The sequence below is a fragment of the Streptomyces sp. NPDC001634 genome (assembly GCF_040298185.1).
Lineage (GTDB): Bacteria > Actinomycetota > Actinomycetes > Streptomycetales > Streptomycetaceae > Streptomyces.
The window spans coordinates 1-22,130 of record NZ_JBEOZU010000051.1 but is presented as its reverse complement, the minus strand read 5'-3'; the positions used below and the strand labels follow the sequence as shown (position 1 = coordinate 22,130).

The 22,130-nt window shown below is 70.0% G+C and carries 23 protein-coding genes; 7 read left to right on the top strand and 16 right to left on the bottom strand.

Annotation, left to right across the window (positions count from 1 at the left end):
- Window positions 1-35 precede the first annotated feature (35 nt).
- From ABT186_RS29305 to ABT186_RS29255, 11 genes are all read right to left on the bottom strand, one after another.
- Complete coding sequence (locus ABT186_RS29305) at window positions 36-1,088, bottom strand: asparaginase (RefSeq protein ID WP_351229357.1); 1,053 nt, start codon at window positions 1,086-1,088, stop codon at window positions 36-38.
- 11 nt (window positions 1,089-1,099) lie between these two features.
- Window positions 1,100-2,542: an amino acid permease gene (locus tag ABT186_RS29300; protein ID WP_351927587.1), complete on the bottom strand. Its 1,443-nt coding sequence runs from the start codon at window positions 2,540-2,542 to the stop codon at window positions 1,100-1,102.
- Complete coding sequence (locus tag ABT186_RS29295; protein WP_351229355.1) at window positions 2,539-3,216, bottom strand: FadR/GntR family transcriptional regulator; 678 nt, start codon at window positions 3,214-3,216, stop codon at window positions 2,539-2,541. Before ABT186_RS29295 ends, ABT186_RS29300 begins: the two co-directional genes overlap by 4 nt.
- A 186-nt stretch (window positions 3,217-3,402) precedes the next feature.
- Window positions 3,403-4,239, bottom strand: a complete 837-nt coding sequence (locus ABT186_RS29290; protein ID WP_351229326.1) for an undecaprenyl-diphosphate phosphatase — start codon at window positions 4,237-4,239, stop codon at window positions 3,403-3,405.
- A 94-nt stretch (window positions 4,240-4,333) separates the two neighbouring features.
- Window positions 4,334-4,702, bottom strand: a complete 369-nt coding sequence (gene crcB / locus ABT186_RS29285) for a fluoride efflux transporter CrcB (protein ID WP_351229325.1) — start codon at window positions 4,700-4,702, stop codon at window positions 4,334-4,336.
- Entirely contained in the window at window positions 4,699-5,079 is a 381-nt protein-coding gene (locus ABT186_RS29280; protein ID WP_351229323.1) for a DUF190 domain-containing protein, read from the bottom strand. Before ABT186_RS29280 ends, crcB (ABT186_RS29285) begins: the two co-directional genes overlap by 4 nt.
- 35 nt (window positions 5,080-5,114) lie before the next feature.
- Complete coding sequence (gene crcB, locus ABT186_RS29275) at window positions 5,115-5,591, bottom strand: fluoride efflux transporter CrcB (protein WP_351229321.1); 477 nt, start codon at window positions 5,589-5,591, stop codon at window positions 5,115-5,117.
- 182 nt (window positions 5,592-5,773) lie between these two features.
- Window positions 5,774-6,739: an SMP-30/gluconolactonase/LRE family protein gene (locus ABT186_RS29270; protein WP_351927585.1), complete on the bottom strand. Its 966-nt coding sequence runs from the start codon at window positions 6,737-6,739 to the stop codon at window positions 5,774-5,776.
- 67 nt (window positions 6,740-6,806) lie between these two features.
- Complete coding sequence (locus ABT186_RS29265; RefSeq protein WP_351229317.1) at window positions 6,807-7,094, bottom strand: ArsR family transcriptional regulator; 288 nt, start codon at window positions 7,092-7,094, stop codon at window positions 6,807-6,809.
- 150 nt (window positions 7,095-7,244) lie between these two features.
- Entirely contained in the window at window positions 7,245-8,804 is a 1,560-nt protein-coding gene (locus tag ABT186_RS29260; protein WP_351229315.1) for a glycosyl hydrolase 53 family protein, read from the bottom strand.
- 214 nt (window positions 8,805-9,018) lie between these two features.
- Window positions 9,019-11,040, bottom strand: coding sequence for a beta-galactosidase (locus ABT186_RS29255; RefSeq protein ID WP_351927583.1), 2,022 nt, complete (start codon window positions 11,038-11,040; stop codon window positions 9,019-9,021).
- Window positions 11,041-11,268: 228 nt separating this feature from the next.
- Between ABT186_RS29255 and ABT186_RS29250 the strand changes: the two genes are divergently transcribed.
- The 7 genes from ABT186_RS29250 to ABT186_RS29225 all read left to right on the top strand — a co-directional run bounded on the left by ABT186_RS29250 (window position 11,269) and on the right by ABT186_RS29225 (window position 17,095).
- Window positions 11,269-12,597, top strand: a complete 1,329-nt coding sequence (locus ABT186_RS29250; protein WP_351229312.1) for an ABC transporter substrate-binding protein — start codon at window positions 11,269-11,271, stop codon at window positions 12,595-12,597.
- On the top strand, window positions 12,594-13,568 hold the full coding sequence (locus ABT186_RS29245; RefSeq protein ID WP_351927581.1) for a carbohydrate ABC transporter permease: 975 nt from the start codon (window positions 12,594-12,596) through the stop codon (window positions 13,566-13,568). Before ABT186_RS29250 ends, ABT186_RS29245 begins: the two co-directional genes overlap by 4 nt.
- On the top strand, window positions 13,565-14,470 hold the full coding sequence (locus ABT186_RS29240) for a carbohydrate ABC transporter permease (RefSeq protein WP_351229308.1): 906 nt from the start codon (window positions 13,565-13,567) through the stop codon (window positions 14,468-14,470). Before ABT186_RS29245 ends, ABT186_RS29240 begins: the two co-directional genes overlap by 4 nt.
- Window positions 14,467-15,498: a LacI family DNA-binding transcriptional regulator gene (locus ABT186_RS29235; RefSeq protein ID WP_351229306.1), complete on the top strand. Its 1,032-nt coding sequence runs from the start codon at window positions 14,467-14,469 to the stop codon at window positions 15,496-15,498. The genes ABT186_RS29240 and ABT186_RS29235 overlap by 4 nt, the downstream gene beginning before the upstream one ends.
- Window positions 15,499-15,903: 405 nt before the next feature.
- The gene (locus ABT186_RS48055) at window positions 15,904-16,218 is read left to right on the top strand and encodes a MerR family transcriptional regulator (RefSeq protein WP_502973358.1); all 315 of its coding nucleotides are present in this window, start codon (window positions 15,904-15,906) and stop codon (window positions 16,216-16,218) included.
- The gene (locus ABT186_RS29230) at window positions 16,215-16,565 is read left to right on the top strand and encodes a VOC family protein (RefSeq protein WP_351229302.1); all 351 of its coding nucleotides are present in this window, start codon (window positions 16,215-16,217) and stop codon (window positions 16,563-16,565) included. The genes ABT186_RS48055 and ABT186_RS29230 overlap by 4 nt, the downstream gene beginning before the upstream one ends.
- Window positions 16,566-16,669: 104 nt before the next feature.
- Entirely contained in the window at window positions 16,670-17,095 is a 426-nt protein-coding gene (locus ABT186_RS29225) for a MarR family winged helix-turn-helix transcriptional regulator (RefSeq protein WP_351237532.1), read from the top strand.
- A gap of 3 nt (window positions 17,096-17,098) precedes the next feature.
- Here ABT186_RS29225 and pqqB read toward each other — a convergent pair whose 3' ends face one another.
- The 5 genes from pqqB to ABT186_RS29200 all read right to left on the bottom strand — a co-directional run bounded on the left by pqqB (window position 17,099) and on the right by ABT186_RS29200 (window position 21,986).
- Window positions 17,099-18,022, bottom strand: coding sequence for a pyrroloquinoline quinone biosynthesis protein PqqB (gene pqqB / locus ABT186_RS29220; protein WP_351237530.1), 924 nt, complete (start codon window positions 18,020-18,022; stop codon window positions 17,099-17,101).
- Between the two features lie 22 nt (window positions 18,023-18,044).
- Window positions 18,045-19,157 (bottom strand): hypothetical protein, encoded by a 1,113-nt coding sequence (locus tag ABT186_RS29215; protein ID WP_351927579.1) that lies wholly within the window; start codon window positions 19,155-19,157, stop codon window positions 18,045-18,047.
- An 87-nt stretch (window positions 19,158-19,244) separates the two neighbouring features.
- Window positions 19,245-19,652: an SseB family protein gene (locus ABT186_RS29210; RefSeq protein WP_351237526.1), complete on the bottom strand. Its 408-nt coding sequence runs from the start codon at window positions 19,650-19,652 to the stop codon at window positions 19,245-19,247.
- 226 nt (window positions 19,653-19,878) lie between these two features.
- The gene (locus ABT186_RS29205) at window positions 19,879-20,484 is read right to left on the bottom strand and encodes a cysteine hydrolase family protein (RefSeq protein ID WP_351927577.1); all 606 of its coding nucleotides are present in this window, start codon (window positions 20,482-20,484) and stop codon (window positions 19,879-19,881) included.
- Window positions 20,481-21,986, bottom strand: a complete 1,506-nt coding sequence (locus ABT186_RS29200) for a purine-cytosine permease family protein (protein ID WP_351927575.1) — start codon at window positions 21,984-21,986, stop codon at window positions 20,481-20,483. The genes ABT186_RS29205 and ABT186_RS29200 overlap by 4 nt, the downstream gene beginning before the upstream one ends.
- Between the last annotated feature and the right edge of the window lie 144 nt (window positions 21,987-22,130).

Here is a 22,130-nt window from a genome sequence, read left to right as displayed (position 1 = left end):
CTGTGCGGGTCCTCTTTCGGAGGTGGACGATTCGGTCAGGCGTACGTCTGGGGATGGGGGTGCCCCCCGTTCGGGCGAAGCCGAGAGCTTGGGGGAGGGTCGAGCGCACGGACCGGGCGGACGCTGCCGACCGGCTCGCCGCCGCCGAGCAGCGGTTCACCCGCGAACTCGGCGAGCGCGGCCGGGTCGACTCCGGCGCGGGCGAGGGCCGCTGCGGCGACCGGGATCCGGGCCCGGTTCGCCCCGTCGGCGATCTTCACGGCGATGGCCCGGCCGTCGGGCAGTGCGGCGACCTGCACCCCCTCGAAGCCGTCCTTGGCGAGCAGACCGGGCACGGCGCGCATCAGCGCCGCGACGTCGCGCCCGGTGCCGGAGGCCATCTCGGCGTGCTCACGCATCGCGTCCGCCACCCGCGCCTCCGGGGTGCCGGCCGGTGCGGTGGTGATCCGGGCCACGGCGCGGGCGAGCCCGTGCAGCGAGACGGAGAACAGGGGCGCTCCGCAGCCGTCGACGGTCACCTGGGCGATCGCCTGGCCGGTGAGGTCCTCGACGATCTCGGCGATGGCCCGCTGGAGCGGGTGCGCCGGATCGAGATAGTCCTTCAGCGGCCAGTCGTTGAGCCTGCAGGTGTAGAGCATGGCCGCGTGCTTGCCGGAGCAGTTCTGCGCAAGCCGGGACGGCAGGCGCCCCTCGCGCACCCATGCGTCACGTACGACCGGGTCGTACGGCAGGTCGGGGACGTTGCGCAGGTCGTCCTCACCGGCCCCGGCCAGCTCCAGGATCCGTCGGGTGCCGGCCAGATGCCGCTCCTCGCCGGAGTGGCTGGCCGCGGTCAGCGACAGCAGCTCCCCCTCGAGCGGCAGCCCCGCCCGGAGCATCGCCACCGCCTGCACCGGCTTGAGCGCCGAGCGCGGGTAGAAGGCGGCCTCGATGTCTCCGAGCTGGAACTCCACGGATCCGTCGGCGCCGAGGACGACGACCGAGCCGTAGTGGATGCCTTCGATGACCCCACCGCGGATGAGGTGGGCGACCGGTGCGTGGAGGGGTTCCCGGATCACAGGAGCCTCGGCCACGGGACTTCCGTACATCACTGCGTGGTTCACACATTCACCTTGGAGGACTTACTACGGGCGACCCGTCCTCGTATGCCGTACCAGCCGGCCACCAGGGCGGCGACGATCAGCGGCAGGCACAGCACGGTGGTGCGGCCGGCGCCGCCGTCGGCGTACATCAGGACGAACACGGAGGCGAGGAAGCCGAGCGTGACGATCTCGGTCCACGGGGAGCCGGGCAGGCGGTAACTCGGGCGGGACAGCTCGCCGTTCTGGGTCTTCCGCCAGAAGAGCAGGTGGCAGACCATGATCATGCCCCAGGTGGACAGGATGCCGATGGCCGCGAAGTTGAGCACGATCTCGAACGCGTCCGCCGGGACCACGAAGTTGAGGCCCACGCCGAGGACGCAGATGCCGCTGGTGAGCAGGATGCCGCCGTACGGGACCTGGGTGCGGCTCATCACGCTCGTGAACTTCGGCGCCGAGCCGGACATCGCCATGGAGCGCAGGATGCGGCCGGTGGAGTACAGACCGGAGTTGAGCGAGGACATGGCCGCGGTGAGGACGACGAGGTTCATCACGCCGCCGGCCGCCGGGACGCCGATGTGGGAAAGGACCGTCACGAAGGGGCTCTCACCGGCGTGGTACTTGTTCCAGGGCAGCAGCATCGACAGCAGGACGACCGAGCCGACGTAGAAGAGGCCGACGCGCCACATGATCGAGTTGATCGCCTTCGGCATGATCTTCTCGGGGTTCTCGGTCTCGCCCGCGGCGACGCCGACCAGCTCGACGGAGGCGTAGGCGAAGACGACGCCCTGGATGATCAGCAGCATCGGCAGCACGCCGTTGGGGAAGACGCCGCCATGGTCGGTGATCAGCGACGGGCCGGGGGTGTTGCCGTCGACCTGGTGCTGGGTGACCAGCAGGAAGTTACCGATCACCATGAAGATCACAAGGGCGCTGACCTTGACGATGGCGAACCAGAACTCCAGTTCGCCGAATATCTTCACGGAGATGAGGTTCACCGTGAGGACGACGGCCAGGGCGATGAGCGCGATCACCCACTGCGGGATGTCGGAGAACATGCCCCAGTAGTGGGTGTAGGTGGCCACGGCGGTGATGTCGGCGATGCCGGTGGTCGCCCAGTTGAGGAAGTACATCCAGCCCGCGGTGTACGCGCCCTTCTCGCCGAGGAACTCCCGGGCGTAGGAGACGAACGCGCCGGAGGAGGGCCGGTACAGGACGAGCTCGCCGAGTGCGCGCACGACGAGGAAGGCGAAGACGCCGCAGATCGCGTACGCGACGAAGAGGGAGGGACCGGCGTCGGCGAGGCGGCCGCCCGCCCCGAGGAAGAGGCCGGTGCCGATGGCGCCGCCGATGGCGATCATGTTGACGTGCCGGGACTTGAGGGACTTGCTGTAGCCCGTGTCGCCGGCGTCGACGTGACCGGACGATGGGCGCGTCTCTTCTTTGAGGTGCTGCTCGCTCACGCCTCGGGTCCGCCTTCCGTGGGGATGTCCGTGCGCGCGGGGCGCACGATGTCGGTGAGGGTCGTCTCGACGCGGTCGAGGTGGTGGGACATGGCCTCCACCGCGTCGTTCTCGGAACCGTCGATCAGCGCCTCGACGATCGCCCGGTGCTCACGGTTGGACTGCTCGCGCCGGCCGCCCAGCTCGTTGAGGAAGGCCGACTGACGCGCCAGTGCGTCCCGGATCTCCTCGATCACCCGGCGGAACACCGGGTTCTGGGCGGCTTCGGCCACGGCGAGGTGGAAGAGGGTGTCCATCGCCACCCACGCGGTGGTGTCGGTCTCCCGCTCCATCCGGTCCAGGAGGTGAGCCAGGTGGTCGAGGTTCTCCGGGGTACGGCGCTGCGCCGCGTACCCGGCGACCGGGATCTCGACGTGGCGGCGCACTTCCAGCAGGTCACTGGCCGCGTAGTCGCCGAAGGTGGGGTCCTCGACAGTGTTGGCGACGACGAAGGTGCCCTTGCCGGTCCTGGAGACCGTCAGCCCCATGGTCTGCAGGGCCCGCAGGGCCTCGCGCAGCACGGGGCGGCTGATCTCCAGGGTGCGGCACAGCTCTGCCTCGGAGGGGAGCTTGTCACCGATCGCATAGTCGCCGCGCTCGATCGCGCCGCGAAGGTGGGTGAGTACCGCTTCCATGGCGCTGACGCGCCGCGGTGCCGGACCACCTGTCTGGCTGTCTGACAGGTTCACGGGGCGATCCTCCGGGTAACAGGACGCGACTGTCAAGGGTGCGGAAAGGAAACTTTCAGGGGACGCGAAGCCTGTATATCGGCTTCACGCCCCCTGGGCAATCTGCTGCGATCAGCTGACGGCCTGCGCAGATCAGCTGCTGATGACGCCGGTCCCCAGCAGGCCGAGCAGCGCCACACCGACGACGATCCGGTAGACGACGAAGGCGTTGAAGGAGTGCTTGGCGACGAACTTCAGCAGCCACGCGATCGAGGCGTACGCGACCACGAACGACACGATCGTGCCGACCGCCAGCGGCGCTGCGCCCACGCCCGCACCCAGCGCGTCCTTCAGTTCGTAGATGCCGGCGCCGGTGAGGGCCGGGATGCCGAGGAAGAAGGACAGGCGGGTGGCGGCGACACGGTCCAGGTCGAGGATGAGCGCGGTGGACATCGTGGCGCCGGAGCGGGAGAAGCCGGGGAAGAGCAGGGCGAGGATCTGCGAGCAGCCGACCAGCATCGCGTCCTTGAACGAGGTGTCGTCCTCACCGCGCTTGTGCCGGCCCATCTGGTCGGCCGCCCACATCACACCGGACCCGACGATCAGCGAACCGGCCACCACCCACAGCGATCCCAGCGGCCCCTCGACGAGCTTCTTGGCGGCAAGACCCACGATCACGATCGGGATGGTCGCGTAGATCACCCACCAGGCGAACTTGTAGTCGTGGTGCTGGCGCTCCTGCCGGTTGGTGAGACCACGGAACCAGGCGGAGACGATCCGCAGGATGTCCTTGAAGAAGTACAGGAGCACGGCCGCGATCGCGCCGACCTGGATGACGGCCGAGAACCCGACGACGGACTTGTCGTCGACGGGGATGCTCATGAGCCCCTCGGTGATCTTCAGGTGGCCAGTGGAGGAGACGGGCAGGAATTCGGTGACGCCCTCGACGATTCCGAGGACGACGGCCTGACCGAGGCTGATGGCGCTCATGGGATCCAGTTCTGAGGAGTTGGTCGACAGTGCTGTAGACGGTGGTGCTGGAGACGTTTTTACTATGCGCGGGAGCCGTCCGCGGACCTGGGTCTCACCAGACTTCGGCGAACGAAACTCCGGCAAAAGCCGCACCGAGCCCCGCCGTCACGCTCGCGACGACGTTGGCGGCAGCGTAGAACCCGGCGCCGGTCCGGGTCAGCTGCAGGGTCTCGTAGGAGAACGTCGAGTATGTGGTCAGCGCGCCGCACAGGCCGGTGCCGACCAGCAGCTGCAGGTGCGGTGAGGCATGACCGGCCGAGGCTGCGCCGGTCAGCAGGCCGAGGATGAAACAGCCCGTGACATTGACCACCAGGGTGCCCCAGGGGAAGACGGTGTCATGCCTGAACTGCACCGCACGGTCGGTGAGATAGCGCAGGGGGGCGCCGGCCATGGCGCCGATGATCACCAGCAGCCAGTTCACAACGAGTTCTCACCTTTCCCGTCCCCCGCACGCGGTGCGTCGCCGCGCCCCACGTACCTGATGACCTCGCAGTCGTCGAGCGTCACGAGTCCCTCGGCGACGAGTTCGTCGAGCTGCGGCAGGAAGGCGCGGACGCGGTCCTCGGTGTCGACGATGACGACGGCCACCGGCAGGTCCTCGCTCAGCGACAGCAGCCGCGAGGTGTGGATGAGCGAGGAGGCCCCGAAGCCCTCGATACCGCGGAACACGCTTGCCCCGGCGAGGCCGGCGGTGTGCGCGCGGTGCACGATCTCGGCGTACAGGGGTTTGTGGTGCCACCGGTCGTGCTCGCCGATGAAGACGGTCAGCCGCAGGGCCCTTCCGGTCAGTCGTGTCATCGCCGCCTCCGCGGGGGCCGGTCCAAGGTTCTGGTTCATCGTTGCCGCCACGCCAGGGCTCGACGGGCGGCCGTCATCGCGAGCCACACCGCCGCCAGGGCCCCGAGCAGTGTCGCGAACAGGTAGGTGAACGCGGTGCGCGGGTGACCCGCGGCGATCAGTCGCTGGATGTCGACGGCGTACGTCGAGAAGGTGGTGAAGCCGCCGAGCACACCGGTGCCGAAGAAGGGCCGCACCAGCCGGTGGGCCGCCCACACGTCGGTGATCACCACCATGAAGACGCCGATCACTGCGCAGCCGACGACGTTGATCCAGAAGGTGGCCCAGGGGAATCCGCCGGTCTGCGCGGGCCACACCAGGGAAGCCCCGTAACGGGCGCACGCACCGATGGCGCCGCCGACGGCGACGACCGCCACGACGGGGGCCTGCCCCTGCCAGGGCGACGGCCGCCGGGCGGGCTCGGGCACCGCGGCACCGGTCCGGTCGTCGCTCTTGGGGCGCGGGACTCTCATGGACGTACTTCTCCTACTCGCAGGGGCCCTGACGGACGGGCACGCTCGTTCGCAAGTAGGGACCGTTGGCGGCGGTGCTGCCGCGGTTCGGGTACGGCGGGCCCCACCACCGCGCCGCGATGCATGATCGTGGCCGGGGAAAAGGGTAACCCTGACCGGAGCGCTCGCGCACCGCACCCGGGTCAGTCGCCGCCCGCGGGCAGCTCGCACACGGCGACACCGCGCTCCAGGACGCTGCCCAGGATCAGGTGCCCGTCGGCGACACAGGCGCTCGTGACCATCCGGAAGCCCGAGCGGCGGCGGGCCAGGTGACGGCGGATGCGCCCCTCGTCGTCGACCGCCAGGATGCCTGCCGTGGCCGCGGGGCGGTACGGAGCGCGCACCGCGACACGGGCCGCGGTGCGGCGCACGGCCGGGGCCGCGCGGTGCAGCAGGTCCAGGGCGGGGACTCGGGGGCTGGCCAGGGCCACCCAGATCGGGCCGTCGGGTCCCTCGCGCCAGAGGTTGTCGGGCATGCCCGGGAGGCCCTCGACGAAGGGTTCGGCGCGGCCCGCCTTCGTCCCGGTGAGCCAGTAGCGGGTCAGCCGGCAGGCTCCGGTCTCGGCCACGACCAGGAAGGACTCGTCCTTGCCCGGGACGAGCCCGTTGGCGAACTGCAGCCCCTCCAGGACCACCTCGGGGCGGTCGGCACCGGGCGCCAGCCGCAGCAGCCGGCCCGTCCCGGTGTGTTCGACCATCTCGCCGATCCACTGTTCCAGGGGGTGGCGGAGGCTGGAGACGGTGAAGAAGACCGTGCCGTCGGAGAGGGCGACGGCATTGCTGCAGAACCGCAGGGGCTCCCCCGCCACCGAGTCGGCGAGGATGCGTACGGTGCCGTCGTCCGGGTCGACCCTCAGCAACCCGAGGTGTGCGTCGCACACCAGCAGGGCGCCGTCCGGGAGGAGTTCGAGGCCGAGGGGCCGGCCGCCGGTCTCCGCGAGCACCTCGATGCGGGTCCGGGCCGGATCGGCCAGACCGTCGAGGCGCAGGATGCGGCCGTCCTCCACACCGGTCAGCACCCGGCCGCGCGCATCGGCGACCACGTCCTCCGGACCCAGGCCGCCGATCGCGACGTAGCGGAGTGGGACGAGAGCCGTGCGGCGGTCCATGTGCGCCTGCCCTTCACTGTCGGAGGCGACCCCATCCTCGCAGGCGCGTGCCTCTGTGAGCCGTCGGCTACCACCCCTTCTCGAACATGCGCGCAACCTCCGCGATACGGACCTCGTCACGGCGGTAATAGGTGCGCCGCCGGATCCTCTTGGTGCGCAAGAGGCCGATGGCGGCGAGGAGGCGCAGATCGGTTTCGGCGACGGACCGGGGCACGCCGAGCTTCGCGGCGACGGCCGCCGCCGTCACCCCGTCCTCGACGAGGTCGCCGTGGCGCTGCGGCGGGAAGTGGGCGACCGGGTCCCTCAGCCATTCAAGGATCCGCAGCCGCTTCCCACTCGCGGGTGTCTTCAGCATCTCGTCCCCTCCGTACCGCCCTCCCGGCCACTTTCGCCTGTCGTGCGGTGCCGGGCCGAGATCCGAACGGGCCGAAATGGCCGGGTCGAACGGTGCGGTCAGGGGTCGGGCCCGGCCGCGCGGGCGGCCGGGCCTCGTGTTGCGGGTGGTTCAGCGGTGGCTGAACCAGTTCATCGCGGGCAGTGCCTTGTCGTCGTAGCCGAACATGGCCTGGTTCTCCCAGCCGTTGCCGGAGGAGGGGTCGGTCGGGTCCCAGCCGTTGCCGGTGACCGCGGTCCAGGTGGCCTCCCAGTAGAAGGCGCCGAGACCGCGGCCGTTCGGGACGGCCTCCACGATGTTCATCACGTCCCGCAGCCAGGCGGCCTGCCCGGCCGTGGTCGCCGGGTACCCGTTCACCAGCTCACCGGTGGTGTCGATCTGGTTGGTGAGCGAGTCCTTGCTGTCCAGGCGGAACGGATACGCGGTCTCCGCGACGAACACCGGCTTGCCGTAGCGGGAGGCCGCATCGTCGAGCGTGGTCTGGAAGTCGGCGAGAGGGCCGTGCCAGTAGCCGTAGTACGACAGGCCGATGGCGTCGAACTTGATGCCGTTGGCGACCGCGTTGTCGAACCACCACTCCGTGCCCGATTTGTCACCGCCCTTCGCCAGATGCAGCGCCACGACGGTGGACGAGGAGACCGCCTTGGCGGCGTCGTAGCCGGAGTTGAGCAGACCGGCGAGCTGCGGCCAGTTGCTCGTGGAACCCTCGGACCACAGGATTCCGCCGTTGATCTCGTTGCCGATCTGCACCATGTCGGCCGTGGTGCCCTGCGCCTTCAGGGCGTTGAGGACGTCGTACGTGTGGTTGTAGACGTCCGTCTTCAGCCGGCTGTACGAGTGCCCCGCCCAGGCGGCCGGCTTGGTCTGGGCACCCGGGTCGGCCCAGGTGTCCGAGTAGTGGAAGTCGACCAGGAGCTTCATGCCCTGCGCCTTGATGCGCTTGGCCATCGCGAGGACGCGGGTCTTGTTGTTGTAGCCGTCGGCCGGGTTGACCCAGACCTTCAGGCGCGCGTAGTTCATACCGGCGGACCTGAGGATGGCGAGCGCGTCACCGGTGGTGCCGGAGGTGGTCTTGTACACACCGCCCAGAGCCTCGCTCTTGGCGAGGGACGAGATGTCGGCGCCCTTGATGGACAGGCTCGACGTGCCGGAGGCGAAGGTGAGGTCGTCGACGTTGATCCAGTTGCCCGCATGGGCATCGGAGTTGATGCTGATCGTGCACTGGTTGTTCGTGACCTTGATCGGGGTGACGATCCGGATCCAGCCGCTGGAGGACACCGGCAGGTCGGTGTGCTGCTCCGCGCTGCCGCAGTTCTTCAGGGCTATGTACGCGGAGTTCTGGCCACCGCTGGAACGGACCCAGGCGGTCAGCTTGTAGTTCCCGTTGGTCAGCCCCGACAGGTACTGGTACGTCTCCACCTTGTACGCGGAGGCGGAGTAGTGGGTCAGGCGGTAACTGCCGCTGTGGCCGCCGGACTCGGTGTACGAGGCGCCGGTGTCGCCGTACTCGGACCAGCCGGCCGGCGTCGCGGTGCCGGTGCCGTCCGACTCGAAGCCGCCGTTGGTGAGCGTCGAGGCGGCGTGCGCGCCGGTGGCGGGCAGCGTGGTGAGGGCGAGGCCTGCGAAGAGCGGTATCAGCAGGGGCCTCAGAGCGCGTCTCGCGTGGAACATCGTCGTCCCTTCGACGAAGGCGGGGACCTTGGGGAGTGGGGGATCGAGCGGCGCCGTACCCGCAGGTATGACCCCGACGCCGCCCGGACCGGCCGGAGGTCCCCCAGGAAGTCCGGCCGGGGTTCGAAGAGCTCGGTCCCGGTGGCGAGTGAGCCGTCAGGCGATGTCGACACAGCGGCGCCCCGGAGGCGAACCGAGCCCAAAATGGCGCAGCTCAGCCGTCGAGCCGTACGACCCTGACGGCGCCCGCCGGCACGCCCAGGTGCCCGGCGGCGCGCTCGCCGGTGAGCAGCTCCGTGCCGTGCGCCTCCAGCGGCACCTTGGCGTCGAGCGCGGAGTGGTTGATCACGAACAGAAACGTGCCCGACTCCCCCGTGCGCCGCACCACTTCGACGTCGTGCGGCAGATCGGCGCGCGGCGCGATCCTGGCGTCGTCGGCGGCCCAGCCCAGCAGCGCGTCCAGGCCGTGCACATCGAGGCGGGTCGAGACGTACCAGGCGGAGCCCTCGCCGAGCCGGTGCCGGGTGATCGCGGGGTGGCCCGCGGCGAGCCCGTCGGCGTACGTCCACACGGTCTCGGCGCCGCGCGGGACGACGAACTCGCTCCACACGTCACCGCTCAGCTCCGAGCCGTCGGGGCCGGTGATGCGGATCCGTTCGTCCTTCAGCAGCGGCGAGAACTCCTCGACGGTCAGGCCGAGGACGTCGCGCAGGGCGCCCGGGTGGGGACCCTCGTGGACGGCGTCGTGCTCGTCGACGATGCCGGAGAAGTACGAGACGACGAGGGTGCCGCCGTTCTCGACGTACTCCCTGAGGTTGTTCCCGGCCGCCTCCGTCATCAGGTACAGCGCGGGAACGACGACAAGGGGATACGCCGACAAGTCGGCTTCCGGGTGGGCGAAGTCGACGGTGAGGTGGCGGTCGTAGAGGGCCTCGTAGAAGGCGTCGGCGCGCTCGCGCGGGTCATGGTCCTCGCTGGGGCGCCACTGGAGGTTCTGCGCCCACCAGGACTGCCAGTCCCACAGGACGGCCACATCGGCCTGTGTACGGGTGCCACGGATCGCGCTCAACGAGTCTACGGCGGCTCCGAGTTCGACGACCTCGCGCCACACCCTGGTGTCCGTGCCGCCGTGCGGGAGCATCGCCGAGTGGAACTTCTCGGCGCCGCGCCGCGACTGCCGCCACTGGAAGAACATGGCGCCGTCGGAGCCGCGGGCCACGTGCCCGAGGGAGTTACGGGCCATCTGGCCCGGTGCTTTCGCGGGGTTGCGGGGCTGCCAGTTGACGCCCGAGGTGGAGTGTTCGAGCAGCAGCCAGGGCGCGCCGCCGGCGACGGAGCGGGTGATGTCGGCGGCCATGGCGAGGTTGACGTGGGTGCGTCGGCCGTCGGTGATCAGGTAGTGGTCGTTGGTGACGAGATCGACCTCGCGGCCCCAGGCCCAGTAGTCGATCGAGTCGCACTGGCTGAGCGCGGTCATGAAGTTGGTGGTGACGGGGACGCCCGGGGACAGCCGGTGGAGGATGTCCCGCTCCCTCACGAAGTTCTCGCGGATGGTGGCGTCGGTGAACCGCTTGTAGTCCAGTGCCTGGGTGGGGTTGCCGGCCGTGGGTGTCACGCGTGGCGGGTTGATCTGGGCGAAGTCCGTATAGCGCTGGCCCCAGAAGGCCGTGCCCCAGGCCTCGTTGAGCTGCTCGACCGTGCCGTAGGTGGCCACGAGCCGACGGCGGAAGTGCGCGGCGCAGGACTCGCAGTAGCAGGCCGAGACGGGGACGCCGTACTCGTTGTGCACGTGCCACAGCGCGAGCGCGGGATGGTCGCCGTACCGCGTCGCGAGCTGCGTGGTGATGGCCGCGGCGGCCGACCGGTAGTCGGTGTTGCTGTGGCAGATGGCGCCGCGGGAACCGAACTCGTACCGGGTGCCGTCGGCGGTCACGGGCAGCGCGTCGGGGTGCTCGCGGTAGAACCAGGCGGGCGGTGCCACCGTGGGCGTGCCCAGGCCGACGCGGATGCCGTTCTCGTGCAGCAGGTCCAGGAGGCGGTCCAGCCAGCCGAAGTCGAACTCTCCCGGTGAGGGTTCGAGCAGCGCCCAGGAGAAGATCCCGACGCTCACCATGGTCACGCCCGCCTCGCGCATGAGCCGCACGTCCTCGTGCCAGACGGTTTCCGGCCACTGCTCGGGGTTGTAGTCCCCGCCGAAGGCGAGCCTGGTGAGGCCCGTGGGGGTGGTGTCCGGCATGGAATCTCCCGGTGGATCGATCATTTGGGAACGTGCACACACATGGTCAGCTGCGCGAGCCCAACATAACCGCACAGCAACAAGCATTGACAAGTGTCCTGGATGTTTCTCTACTGTGAACGCTCACAGAAGCACCGCGAGCGCGGCACGACCCTCGGAGGCGAGCCGCGCATGAATCAGGGCTGGTCTCCGCAGCAGGCGGAGACCCAGGTCAGGGGAGAACGATCCATGCCCAGCACGAAGCACATGCGGCTCCGTAGATATGCAGCCACCGCCGTCGCCGTCACGCTCGGCGCCACCACGCTCGCCGCCTGCGGCTCGTCCGACGACAAGAGCGACGCCCAGTCCGGGCCCGTCTCGCTGACGTACTGGACCTGGACCCCGGGCATGGACAAGGTCGTGGACCTGTGGAACAAGGGGCCGGGCAAGAAGCAGCAGATCACGGTCACCGCGAAGAAGCAGGCCTCCGGCGACACACTGGTCACCAAGATCCTCACCGCGCACAAGGCGAAGAAGGCGCCCGACCTGGTGCAGGCCGAGTACCAGGCGCTGCCCACGCTGGTCAGCAATGACGCGCTCGCCGACATCTCCAAGGAGGCGGGCGACGCGAAGAGCAAGTTCGCGGCGGGCGTCTGGCAGCAGACCACGCTCGGCTCGGACGCGGTCTACGCGATCCCGCAGGACATCGGGCCGATGATGTTCTACTACCGCACGGACCTGTTCAAGCGGTACGGCCTGAAGGTCCCGACGACCTGGGACGAGTTCGCGCAGACCGCTCGCGACCTGAAGAAGAAGGCCCCGGACAAGGCCCTGACCACGTTCTCCGCCAATGACTCGGGACTCTTCGCCGGTCTCGCCCAGCAGGCCGGCGCCAAGTGGTGGACAACCTCCGGCCAGAAGTGGAAGGTCGGCATCGACGACGAGGCGACGCAGAAGGTCGCCAATTTCTGGGGCGGCCTCGTCAAGGAGGGCGCAATCGACAACCAGCCGATGTACACACCGGCCTGGAACAAGGCCCTGGACACCGGCAAGCAGATCGCCTGGGTGAGCGCGGTGTGGGCGCCGGGCACGCTGACCACTGCCGCGCCGGACACCAAGGGCAAGTGGGCGATGGCGCCGCTGCCGCAGTGGTCGAAGACGGAGGATGTGACGGGCAGTTGGGGCGGCTCCTCGACCGCCGTCACCACCGACTCGCAGCACAAGTCGGCCGCCGCGAAGTTCGCGGCCTGGCTGAACACCGACCCCGAGGCGCTGACCGCGCTCGCGAAGGAGGGCGGCATCTACCCGGCCGCCACCACCGCACAGACCAGTGACGCGTTCGCCCAGCCGCCGGCCTTCTTCTCCGGCCAGTCCGACTTCTACACCCGCGCCTCGGAGATCGCGAAGACCACGGCGCCCTCGGCGTGGGGCCCGAACGTGAATGTCGCGTACCAGTCCTTCAAGGACGCGTTCGGCGCGGCCGCCAAGGACAAGTCGGACTTCCTGACCGCCCTGAAGACCATGCAGGACAGCACGGTCGCCGACATGAAGAAGCAGGGCTTCGAGGTCGCTCAGTGACCGACGCACGTCAGACGTCGTACGGGGTCAAGGCGGCCCCGTACGCCCACCCGTCTCCCACCACCGCCCTCAAAGGAGCGCTGCGCGCGCCCTACTTCTTCCTTGTCCCCGCCACGGTGCTCTTCGCCCTGTTCTTCGCGCTGCCCATCGGCTACGCGCTCTGGCTCAGCCTCCACAAGGTGCACGTCTCCGGTCTGGGCCTGGGGTCCGGTGTGCGGAAAGAAGTCTGGGCCGGACTGGAGAACTACACCGACGCCTTCAAGGACTCCGAACTGCTGCACGGCGCGCTGCGCGTGCTCGGGTACGGCACGATCGTCGTCCCGGTGATGCTCGGTCTCGCCCTGCTGTTCGCGCTGATGCTCGACACCGACCGGGTGCGGCTCGCCCCGTTCAGCCGGCTCTCGATCTTTCTGCCGTATGCCGTCCCCGGCGTCGTCTCGGCGACCCTGTGGGGTTTCCTGTACCTGCCGGACGTCAGCCCGTTCTACTTCGTCCTCGACAGGCTGGGGCTGCCGCAGCCGAACCTCCTCGACGGCGGGCCGCTGTACCTGGCCCTGTCGAACATCGCGGTCTGGGGCGGCACCGGCTTCAACATGATCGTCATCTACACCTCGTTGCAGGCCATCCCGGCCGAGGTGTACGAGGCGGCCAAGCTCGACGGCGCCACCCCGCTGCAGATCGCACTCAAGATCAAGATCCCGATGGTGGCTCCCTCGCTGGTGCTCACCTTCTTCTTCTCGATCATCGCGACGCTCCAGGTGTTCAGCGAGCCGACCATCCTCAAGCCCCTCACCAACTCCGTCTCCACGACCTGGAGTCCGCTGATGAAGGTGTACCGGGACGCCTTCGGTGCGGGCGATGTCTACTCGGCCGCCGCGGAGGCCGTACTCATCGCCCTCGTCACGCTCGTCCTGTCCTTCGGCTTCCTGTGGGCCGCGAACTCCCGGAACAAGCAGGAGGAAGCACGATGAGTTCTCTTGCCATCCGCAAGTCCGCTCCGGCCGCCGGCGCCACCCCAGGCACGGCGCAGGGTCCGCCGCTGCGCCGCCGGATCGGTCTCGTCCCGACGGTCACACTGCTGGCCGGAGCGATCTACTGTCTGCTGCCGGTGGCCTGGGTGGTGATCGCCTCCACGAAGTCCGGCAAGGAGCTGTTCTCCACCTTCACCTTCTGGCCGGGCACGGGCTTCGCCGACAACCTGAAGGACCTGAACGCCTACCGCGACGGCATCTACTGGAAGTGGATGGGCAACTCCGCGCTCTACGCCGGACTCGGTGCCCTCCTGTCGACGGCCGTCTCGGCGGTCAGCGGGTATGCGCTCGCGGTCTACCGCTTCAGGGGCCGCGAGACGATGTTCAACATCCTGCTGGCGGGCGTGCTGATGCCACCGGTGATCCTCGCCGTCCCGCAGTACCTGCTGCTGGCGAAGGTGAACATGACGGACTCCTACGTGTCCGTGTTCCTGCCCCAGGTCCTGTCGCCGTACGGCGTCTACCTCGCCCGCATCTACGCGAGCGCCGCCGTGCCCGCGGACGTCGTCGAGGCCGGGCGGATGGACGGCGCGAGCGAGTGGCGGATCTTCACGCGGATCGCACTGCCGATGATGGTGCCCGGTCTGGTCACGGTGTTCCTGTTCCAGTTCGTGGCGGTGTGGAACAACTTCCTGCTGCCGTACATCATGCTCAGCGACGACGAGAAGTTCCCGATCACGCTCGGCCTGCAGACCCTCCTGGAGCAGGGCGCGAACACTCCGGCGCTCTACACCCTCGTGATCACGGGCGCGTTCCTCGCGGTCATCCCGCTGATCGCCCTCTTCCTGGTCGTCCAGCGCTTCTGGAGCCTCGATCTGCTCTCCGGGGCCGTAAAGTCATGACCATGAGCAACACGGGGGGTCGGCGCAGACCGCCGACGATCCACGACGTCGCGCGCGAGGCAGGTGTCTCACGCGGCACCGTCTCGCGCGTGCTCAACGGCGGACACTACGTGAGCCCGGCGGCGCAGGAGGCGGTCAACGCCGCCATCCGCAGGACCGGGTACGTCGTGAACCGGCACGCCCGCTCGCTGATCACCGGCCGCTCGGACTCGATCGGCTTCCTGCTGACCGAGCCCCAGGAGCGGTTCTTCGAGGACCCTAACTTCAACGTCCTGCTGCGCGGCTGTACCCAGGCACTGGCCGCGCATGACATCCCGCTGCTGCTGATGCTCGCCGGCACGAAGGACGAGCGGCGCCGCATCACCCGGTACATCACCGCGGGCCATGTCGACGGGGTGCTGCTGGTCTCCAGCCACTCGGGCGATCCGGTCGCCGAGGAGCTGCGCGAGGCGGGCGTACCGCTGGTCGCGTGCGGCAAGCCCATCGGGCTGGGCTCCAAGGTGAGTTATGTGGCGGCGGACGACCGGGACGGCGCGCGGGACATGGTGCGCCATCTGCTGTCGCTGGGGCGGCGGCGGATCGGTGTGGTCACGGGTCCGCTGGACACGCCGGGAGGCGTGGAGCGGCTCGCGGGCTACAAAGAGGTGCTCACCTGGGCGGGCATCGACATCGACGAGAGGCTCGTCGTCCCGGGCGACTACAGCCGGGCCAGCGGTGAGGCGGGCGCCGAACGGCTCCTGGCGCAGGCACCCGACTTGGACGCGGTGTTCGTGGCCTCCGACCTGATGGCCCAAGGGGTGCTGAGCGCGCTCCAGAAGGCCGGGCGCCGGGTACCGGAGGACGTGGCGGTGGGCGGCTTCGACGACTCCCCCGCCGCTACGGCGGTGAGTCCCGCGCTCACCACGATCCGTCAGCCGTGGGACCGGATCAGCAACGAGATGGTACGGGTGCTGCTGGCCCAGATCGGCGGGGAGGACCCGGCGGCGGTGATCCTGCCGACGGAGCTGGTCAGACGCGAGTCGACCTGAGGATCACGCCGGTCGGCATCCGTACGGGCGCGCTGCTCGGCGACGGGGGCGTCGGCGCGCCCGCGGCTCACGGCTCCGACCGCGCAGGCGGCCTCGGCGGGGCCGGTGAGCGTGGGCTGCGTTCCGGCTCCCGTGAGGATCCCGGCCCGCACCTCGGCCGGCACCTCTGTTCAGCCGGCGTCCAGCAGCAGAGCACGATGGCGGCGCGCGGCCTGGGGCGGGATCAGGTCGGCGCGGGCGTGCACGATCCGGCCTCCGGGCACCAGGACGCGGCGGGTCCGGCCAGGGCGGCTCGGGTGCGGCGAGCTCGCGGAGGACCTTCTCGGCGCGGTAGCCCCTTGCCGAGCGGTCGGGCAATGGCTGTCCGTACGCGGCCACGACGCGGAAGTCCAGCAGCAGAGCGCGATGGCGGCGCGCGGTCTGGGGCTCGGCGTGCGGTCGGCCGGCACGATCGATCGTGCCCGCGCGCCACCCCGCGGAGCCCGCCGGTACACGGCGGCTGACCTCACCCGTGTGGCGGTGGTCCTGCGTGCCAAGGAGGCCGGGCTGTCCCCGAGAGCCATCCGCTCGCTGCTGACGTCCGACGGCCCGGCACAGGGCGCGGACCGTCGCCACGCGCGACCCGTCAGTTTTGGAGAAGCCTTCCGACGATCCCCCGGCCTAGCGTGGAACCACCGACGAACGACGTCGGCCCACGCATCTCGGAGGAGTACGCCATGACCGCCGGCCTCAAGACGATCATCTACCCCGTCAAGGACCTCGCCCGGGCAAAGGCCCTGTTCAGCGCCCTGCTGGAGGTGGAGCCGTACGCGGACGAGCCGTACTACGTCGGGTTCAAGGACGCGGGGCAGGACGTCGGCCTCGACCCGAACGGCCACGCCAAGGGGATGACCGGTCCGGTGCCCTACTGGCACGTGGACGACATCAGGGCGCGGCTCGCGGCTCTGCTGGACGCTGGGGCCGAGCTGCTGCAGGACGTGCAGGACGTCGGTGGCGGCAGGCTGATCGCGTCGGTGAAGGACACGGACGGGAACCTCGTGGGGATCATCCAGGACACCGCCGCATAGGGACTGTGCGGGGCACGGTCGCACATCTCCATCCATGGCCGGTTGCTTGCAGGCGCACTAGTTGCACAGTAAATAAATGAGCCGTTTTCTGTTACCGTGCGAGTATGGCAGCGAGAACGGCCGGTGCCCGGCTCGAGGAACAGTGGCGGGACATCCTGTCGGTGCACGCCCGCACGATGTGCGAGATCGACCGCGTGCTGCACCCGCACGGGCTCGGCGCAAGCGACTTCGAGGTGCTGGACATCCTCGCCGCCGAGACATCGGCGCACGGCGATCAGTGCCGGGTGCAGAACATCGCCGGGCGCGTCCATCTGAGCCAGAGTGCCCTGTCCCGGCTGATCGGACGGCTGGAGAAGGACGGCCTGGTGCAGCGCTCCGTGTGCCAGGAGGACCGCCGCGGGGTGTGGGTCGCCCTCACCGAGAAGGGCCGGGAGCTGCATGCCGAGGTGCTGCCGCTGCAACGCGACGTCCTGGCCCGCATGCTGAATGCCCAGCCGCCCGCGGAGGGAACGGGCACGGCCCCGGAGTAGGCCTCAGACGACCAGCTCGGCCCCGTCCGCGAGGACCTCAACGCCTGCTTCGGCGATCCTGTGCCGGGCCGCCGAGGCCGGATCGAGCAGCGGGTTCGTGTTGTTGAGGTGGGTGTAGATCCGGCGCGGGCCGGGGTGGCGGGCGAAGGCCGTCAGACTGCCGTGCGGGCCCGCCACGGGCAGGTGGCCCATGGCCGCCTGCCCGGCCTCGCCCCGAACCGTGACGTCCATCTCGTCGGCGGAATGGAACGTGCCGTCCAGCAACACGCAGTCCGCCGTGCGCAGCAGCTCGTCCAGGACGGGCGACCAGGCGCCCACGCAGGGCGCGTACACCAGGGTTCCGCCGGTGGCCAGGTCCTCGATGCGGTACGCGATCACCCAGCGGTCGTCCGCCGCGGCAGCCGGGAGGTACTTGGGAGCCTTCGCGCCCACCGGGTGCGCCGTGACGACCAGCCCGCCCGCCAGGACGAAACCGCCCTCGGTCAGCGCGTCCGCCCACTCCCACGCGGCATAGCGGTCGAGTGCCGTGCGGAGCGGGCCCAGTGCGGCCAGGACCGGCGGGGCGGCGTACACCTTCAGGCCCGCGCCGCCGCGCAGCACCGGCAGGCCCGCGAGGTGGTCCGCCTCCGCGTCCGTCAGGAGAACACCCCTGAGCGGGGTGTCCCGGGGTCCCGGGCCCGGCCAGAGCGCGGCGGTGGCCGCCAACTGCGTACGGATGTCCGGTGAGGCATTGAGCAGCCACCAGTCGCGGCCGTTGCCTGTGACGGCGACGCACTCCTGGGTGCGGGAGGGCAGTTCACCGGCGCGGGCGGCTGCGCACAGCGCGCATGCACAGTTCCACTGCGGGAATCCGCCGCCGGCGGCCGTACCCAGCAGGACGACCCTCACCACAACCCCACCCTCCGTGTCGATGTCCTCCGCTGGCATCTTCCCGCCGGGTCGGGCCGGACTACTCGATGGCAGGGGGCAGTTTTGGCCGTCCTTGACCCGGCCGACGGTCCACAGGCCGCTGCGGCGGGAGCGGGGCCCAGGGGTAGTCGCGCGGCCCGGTCCACAGCGCGGGCACGGCATCCCCGCGACGGCACAGCTCGTACGCGATCGCCTCGTAGTTGACGCGCCAGCCGTGGAAGTGCGGCCATGCCTCCTCGGCGGTGCGTTCGGACGGGAAGCCCGTCGCCTCCACCATCGCCACGGCCGCCTCGAACTCGACGAAGGTGAGGTGGATCGCGGCGTCGGGGGCCGGGTCGACGTCGAAGTCGAAGCGCAGGGCGCGGGCGATGTCACGCAGGGCGGTGAACCCGGCGCGCAGCACCAGTCGCGCTTGGGGCGAGGCCGCGGCCGGCGCCAGCGAGAGCTGCATGGCCGCCGCGTCCATCACGGCGATCAGGCCGACGATCCAGCTGCGGTGGGGACGCGGCGAGCGGAAGGCCAGCAGGACCGGATACGTGGAGTGGCTCTCGCCGATGTCGGCGGCGAGCCGCTCCCAGGCGCGGTACAGCTCGGGCAGGGCCGTCTCGGTGTCGACCAGGAACTGGCGGGCGAGGATCTCCGGGCCCCAGGCGGGCTCCCCGGCCCGCGACTGCAGGAGGGTGACCTCCAGTTCGCGGCGGTTGTAGGCGGCGTACAGCGTGGGCAGGTAGGCGATCTGGAGGGCGATGACGACCGGTCCGGTGACCGCCGCGGCGAAGTCCAGAGCGGACAGACGCAGCCGGGCGCCGCTGGCGAAGCCGAGCGTGAACATGCTGGAACCGGCCTCGCGGAGGGCGTCGGCGAAACTCAGCGAGGACAGGGAGTACAGGAGCAGGGAGAAGCTGACGAGCGACGCACCGAGCCAGCTCACCAGCATGCTCATCAGCATCAGCGGGGCCAGCCAGGTCTGCGCCCGGTCGTGGGCGAGGTAGCCGCCGCGCAGGGCCGCCGGCCGCAGCACGAAGCGCATCGTGCGCCACAGCCGGATCACGAACGCGCTGTACAGACCACGGGGCACGACGAGCGTACGCAGGATGTTGGCGAGGACCAGCACGAGGAGCAGGGCGCCGGCGACGCCGATGATCCATTTCATTCGGTCATTGTGAACCGTACTCCGGCTCCCCCGGAGCAGCAGCCCCCGCAGGGCGCCGCAGGCGGCCGGTCCGCCTCCTCCCCCGGGTCACCCCTGGGGCCGGATAAGGAGCGTACGCACCCCCTCGGAGTTGAGCGTCAGGCCGTGCGGGGAGGCCGCGTCGATGGTGAGCGTGAGGTCGTCGGTCGGCCACTGGGAGGCGAGCGCGCCGAGGGGCACGAGCCGGTAGCGCGAGACGAACGGCAGCAGGTCCGCCATCTCGGTCTCGGAGGTGAACACCGGCACCGTCTGCTCCCCGTCGGGCTGCTCCAGGACGGGCAGCGCCACGGTGTTGGGGTTGCCCGCGTCCTCCTCGGTGACGTCGTCCGGCACGGGGACGAGCACGTCGCTTCCGGCCAGCGCATCCAGCGCGTCCGAGTCGGCGGCGTCCACCGCGAGGGTGTCGAGTGCTGCCTGGGCCGCGGTCGGATGGTTCCTGTTCTCAGGCGTGTCCATGGCAAATCCCCGGGTAGTACGGACAGGCACGCCCGGGTACCAACGGCACCGGGCGCTCCCGTCGCGTACCCCTCCAAGGCCAGGACATTCCTTCCCATGCGGCCGGCCCATCCGGGATATCGGATGCCGGGAAGTCCACGGCCGGAAGACAGGCCGCTGCCAGGGACTCCCCTCCAGGCCCGGGACTCCCCTCCAGGCCCGGGACTCCCCTAGGCCCGGGACTCCCCTAGGCCCGGGACTCCCCTAGGCCCGGGACTCCCCGAGGCCCGGGACTCCCCGAGGCCCGGGACTCCCCGAGCAGCTCGGCCGAGGTGACCACGCGGATCAGCGGACGGTACAGGTCCATGATGTGCAGAGCCTTTTCGTGCGCGTCGTCGTCGGCGCCCGCGCAGGCGTCGGCGACCACCACGACCTCGGCTCCGGCGTCCGCCGCGGCAAGGGCCGTGGACAGCACGCAGCAGTCGGTGCTGACGCCGGCCAGCACCAGACGGCCTTCGGGGCCGACGCGCTCGGCCAGCTCAGGTGTCCACTTGCCGAACGTGGTGGCGTCCAGCACGTGCCGTGCCCGGGTCTCGAAGTCGTCGGTCAGACGCCACAGCGGGGCATCCGGCGGCTGCAGCGCGAAGGGCCACTGCTCGTAGTACGCCCGCCACGCGCCGACGGGTTTCTCCGGTGCCAGGAAGCGAGTGAAGGTGACGCGCTCCCTGAAGGCCGGCAGCAGTCGTCGTACGCCGTCCGCCGCCTCCCCGTAGCGGGGAGCGGCCCAGGGGCTGCCGGGCTCGGCGAAGACGCGTTGCATGTCGATGACGGCGAGCAGGTCGCTGGTGGTCATGCGATCGGCACCCCGTTGTCGACCGCCGGGCCGGGCGCCTGCTGTTCCTGCCTGTGCACGCGCCCACGGCCCAGGGTCAGGGTGCCCAGGAAACCCACCACCAGAGCGGCCAGGACACCGAGATTGGCGTACGCCCAGGCGCCCGTCGTGCCGCCGAGGCCGAGCGGGCCGAGAAGATAGCCCTGCCAGTCCAGCCAGCTCGCGGCGGTGTTGGTGACCAGGCCCCAGCCGATCGCCGTGGCCGCGAGGGTGAGCAGCAGGGGCGTGAGCGGTACGTCCCCGTAGCGGCCGTGCGGGCGGTAGAGATCGTCCTCGTCGTAGTCACGGCGGCGCAGGGCCAGGTCGGCGAGCATGATGCCGCACCAGGCCGCGATGGGGACGCCGAGCGTGGTCAGAAAGCCCATGAACTGGCCGAGGAAGTTGTCGGCGAAGAAGACGATGTAGACCGAGCCCGCGATCATCAGAACCCCGTCGACGAGTGCGGCGAGGTAGCGGGGCACGCGCAGGCCGGCCGACAGCAGGGCCAGCCCGGAGGAGTAGATGTCCAGCACGGCACCGCCGACCAGGCCGAGGACCGCGACCACGGCGAACGGGACCAGGAACCAGGTGGGCAGGATCGTCGTCAGCGCACCGATCGGGTCGGCGGCCACGGCCTTGTCGAGTGTGCTGGAGGAACCGGCGAGCAGCAGGCCGAAGACCAGCAGGAGCAGAGGCGCCACCGACGCGCCGAACGTGGTCCAGCCGATCACGCCCCGGCCGGCCGCGCCGCGCGGCAGATAACGCGAGTAGTCCGCGGCGGCGTTGACCCAGCCGAGGCCGAAGCCGGTCATCATGAAGACCAGCGCTCCGATGAACTCCTGGGCCGAGCCCGCCGGAAGGGCGCCGACCGTGTGCCAGTGGATGTGATCGGCGACAAGGACGACGTAGACGACGGTGAGCACGCCCGTGACCACGGTGATCACCGTCTGCAGCCGCATGATCAGATCGAAGCCCATGACGCCGCCGATGACGGTCAGCGCGCCGACCAGGACCAGGGCGACCACCTTGGTCCCGGTGCCGCCGCCCCAGCCGAGCCGTCCGAAGACGGTCGCGGTGGCCATGGTGGCGAGCGCGGTCAGGACGGTCTCCCAGCCGACGGTGAGCACCCAGGAGATCACCGACGGGAGCCTGTTGCCGCGCACTCCGTATGCGGCGCGGCTGAGCACCATCGTGGGCGCCGACCCGCGCTTGCCCGCGACCGCGATGAACCCGCACAGCAGGAAGGAGAAGACGATCCCGATCGCTCCGGAGACGAGCGCCTGCCAGAAGGAGATCCCGAAACCGAGGGCGAAGGCGCCGTAACTCAGTCCGAGGACGGAGACGTTCGCCCCGAACCAGGGCCAGAACAGCGTCCGTGGAGTGCCCTTGCGCTCGGTGTCGCCGATCACGTCGAGCCCGTGCGCCTCCATCTGGAGCTGCCGGCCGGTGGATCTGTTGTCGGGGGAATCCGAGGAGTCTGCCATCGCCGCCCTACCTGTCCACATGTGTTGACCGGACGCTAAGTGGCCTGGTCCGGAGCGTCAAGTGGCCCCTGCGGGGCGGGAGAGGATGAGCTGGGCCACCTCGGCCGGCAGCGCCTCCCAGTTGTAGATCAGCTGGGCTTCGCC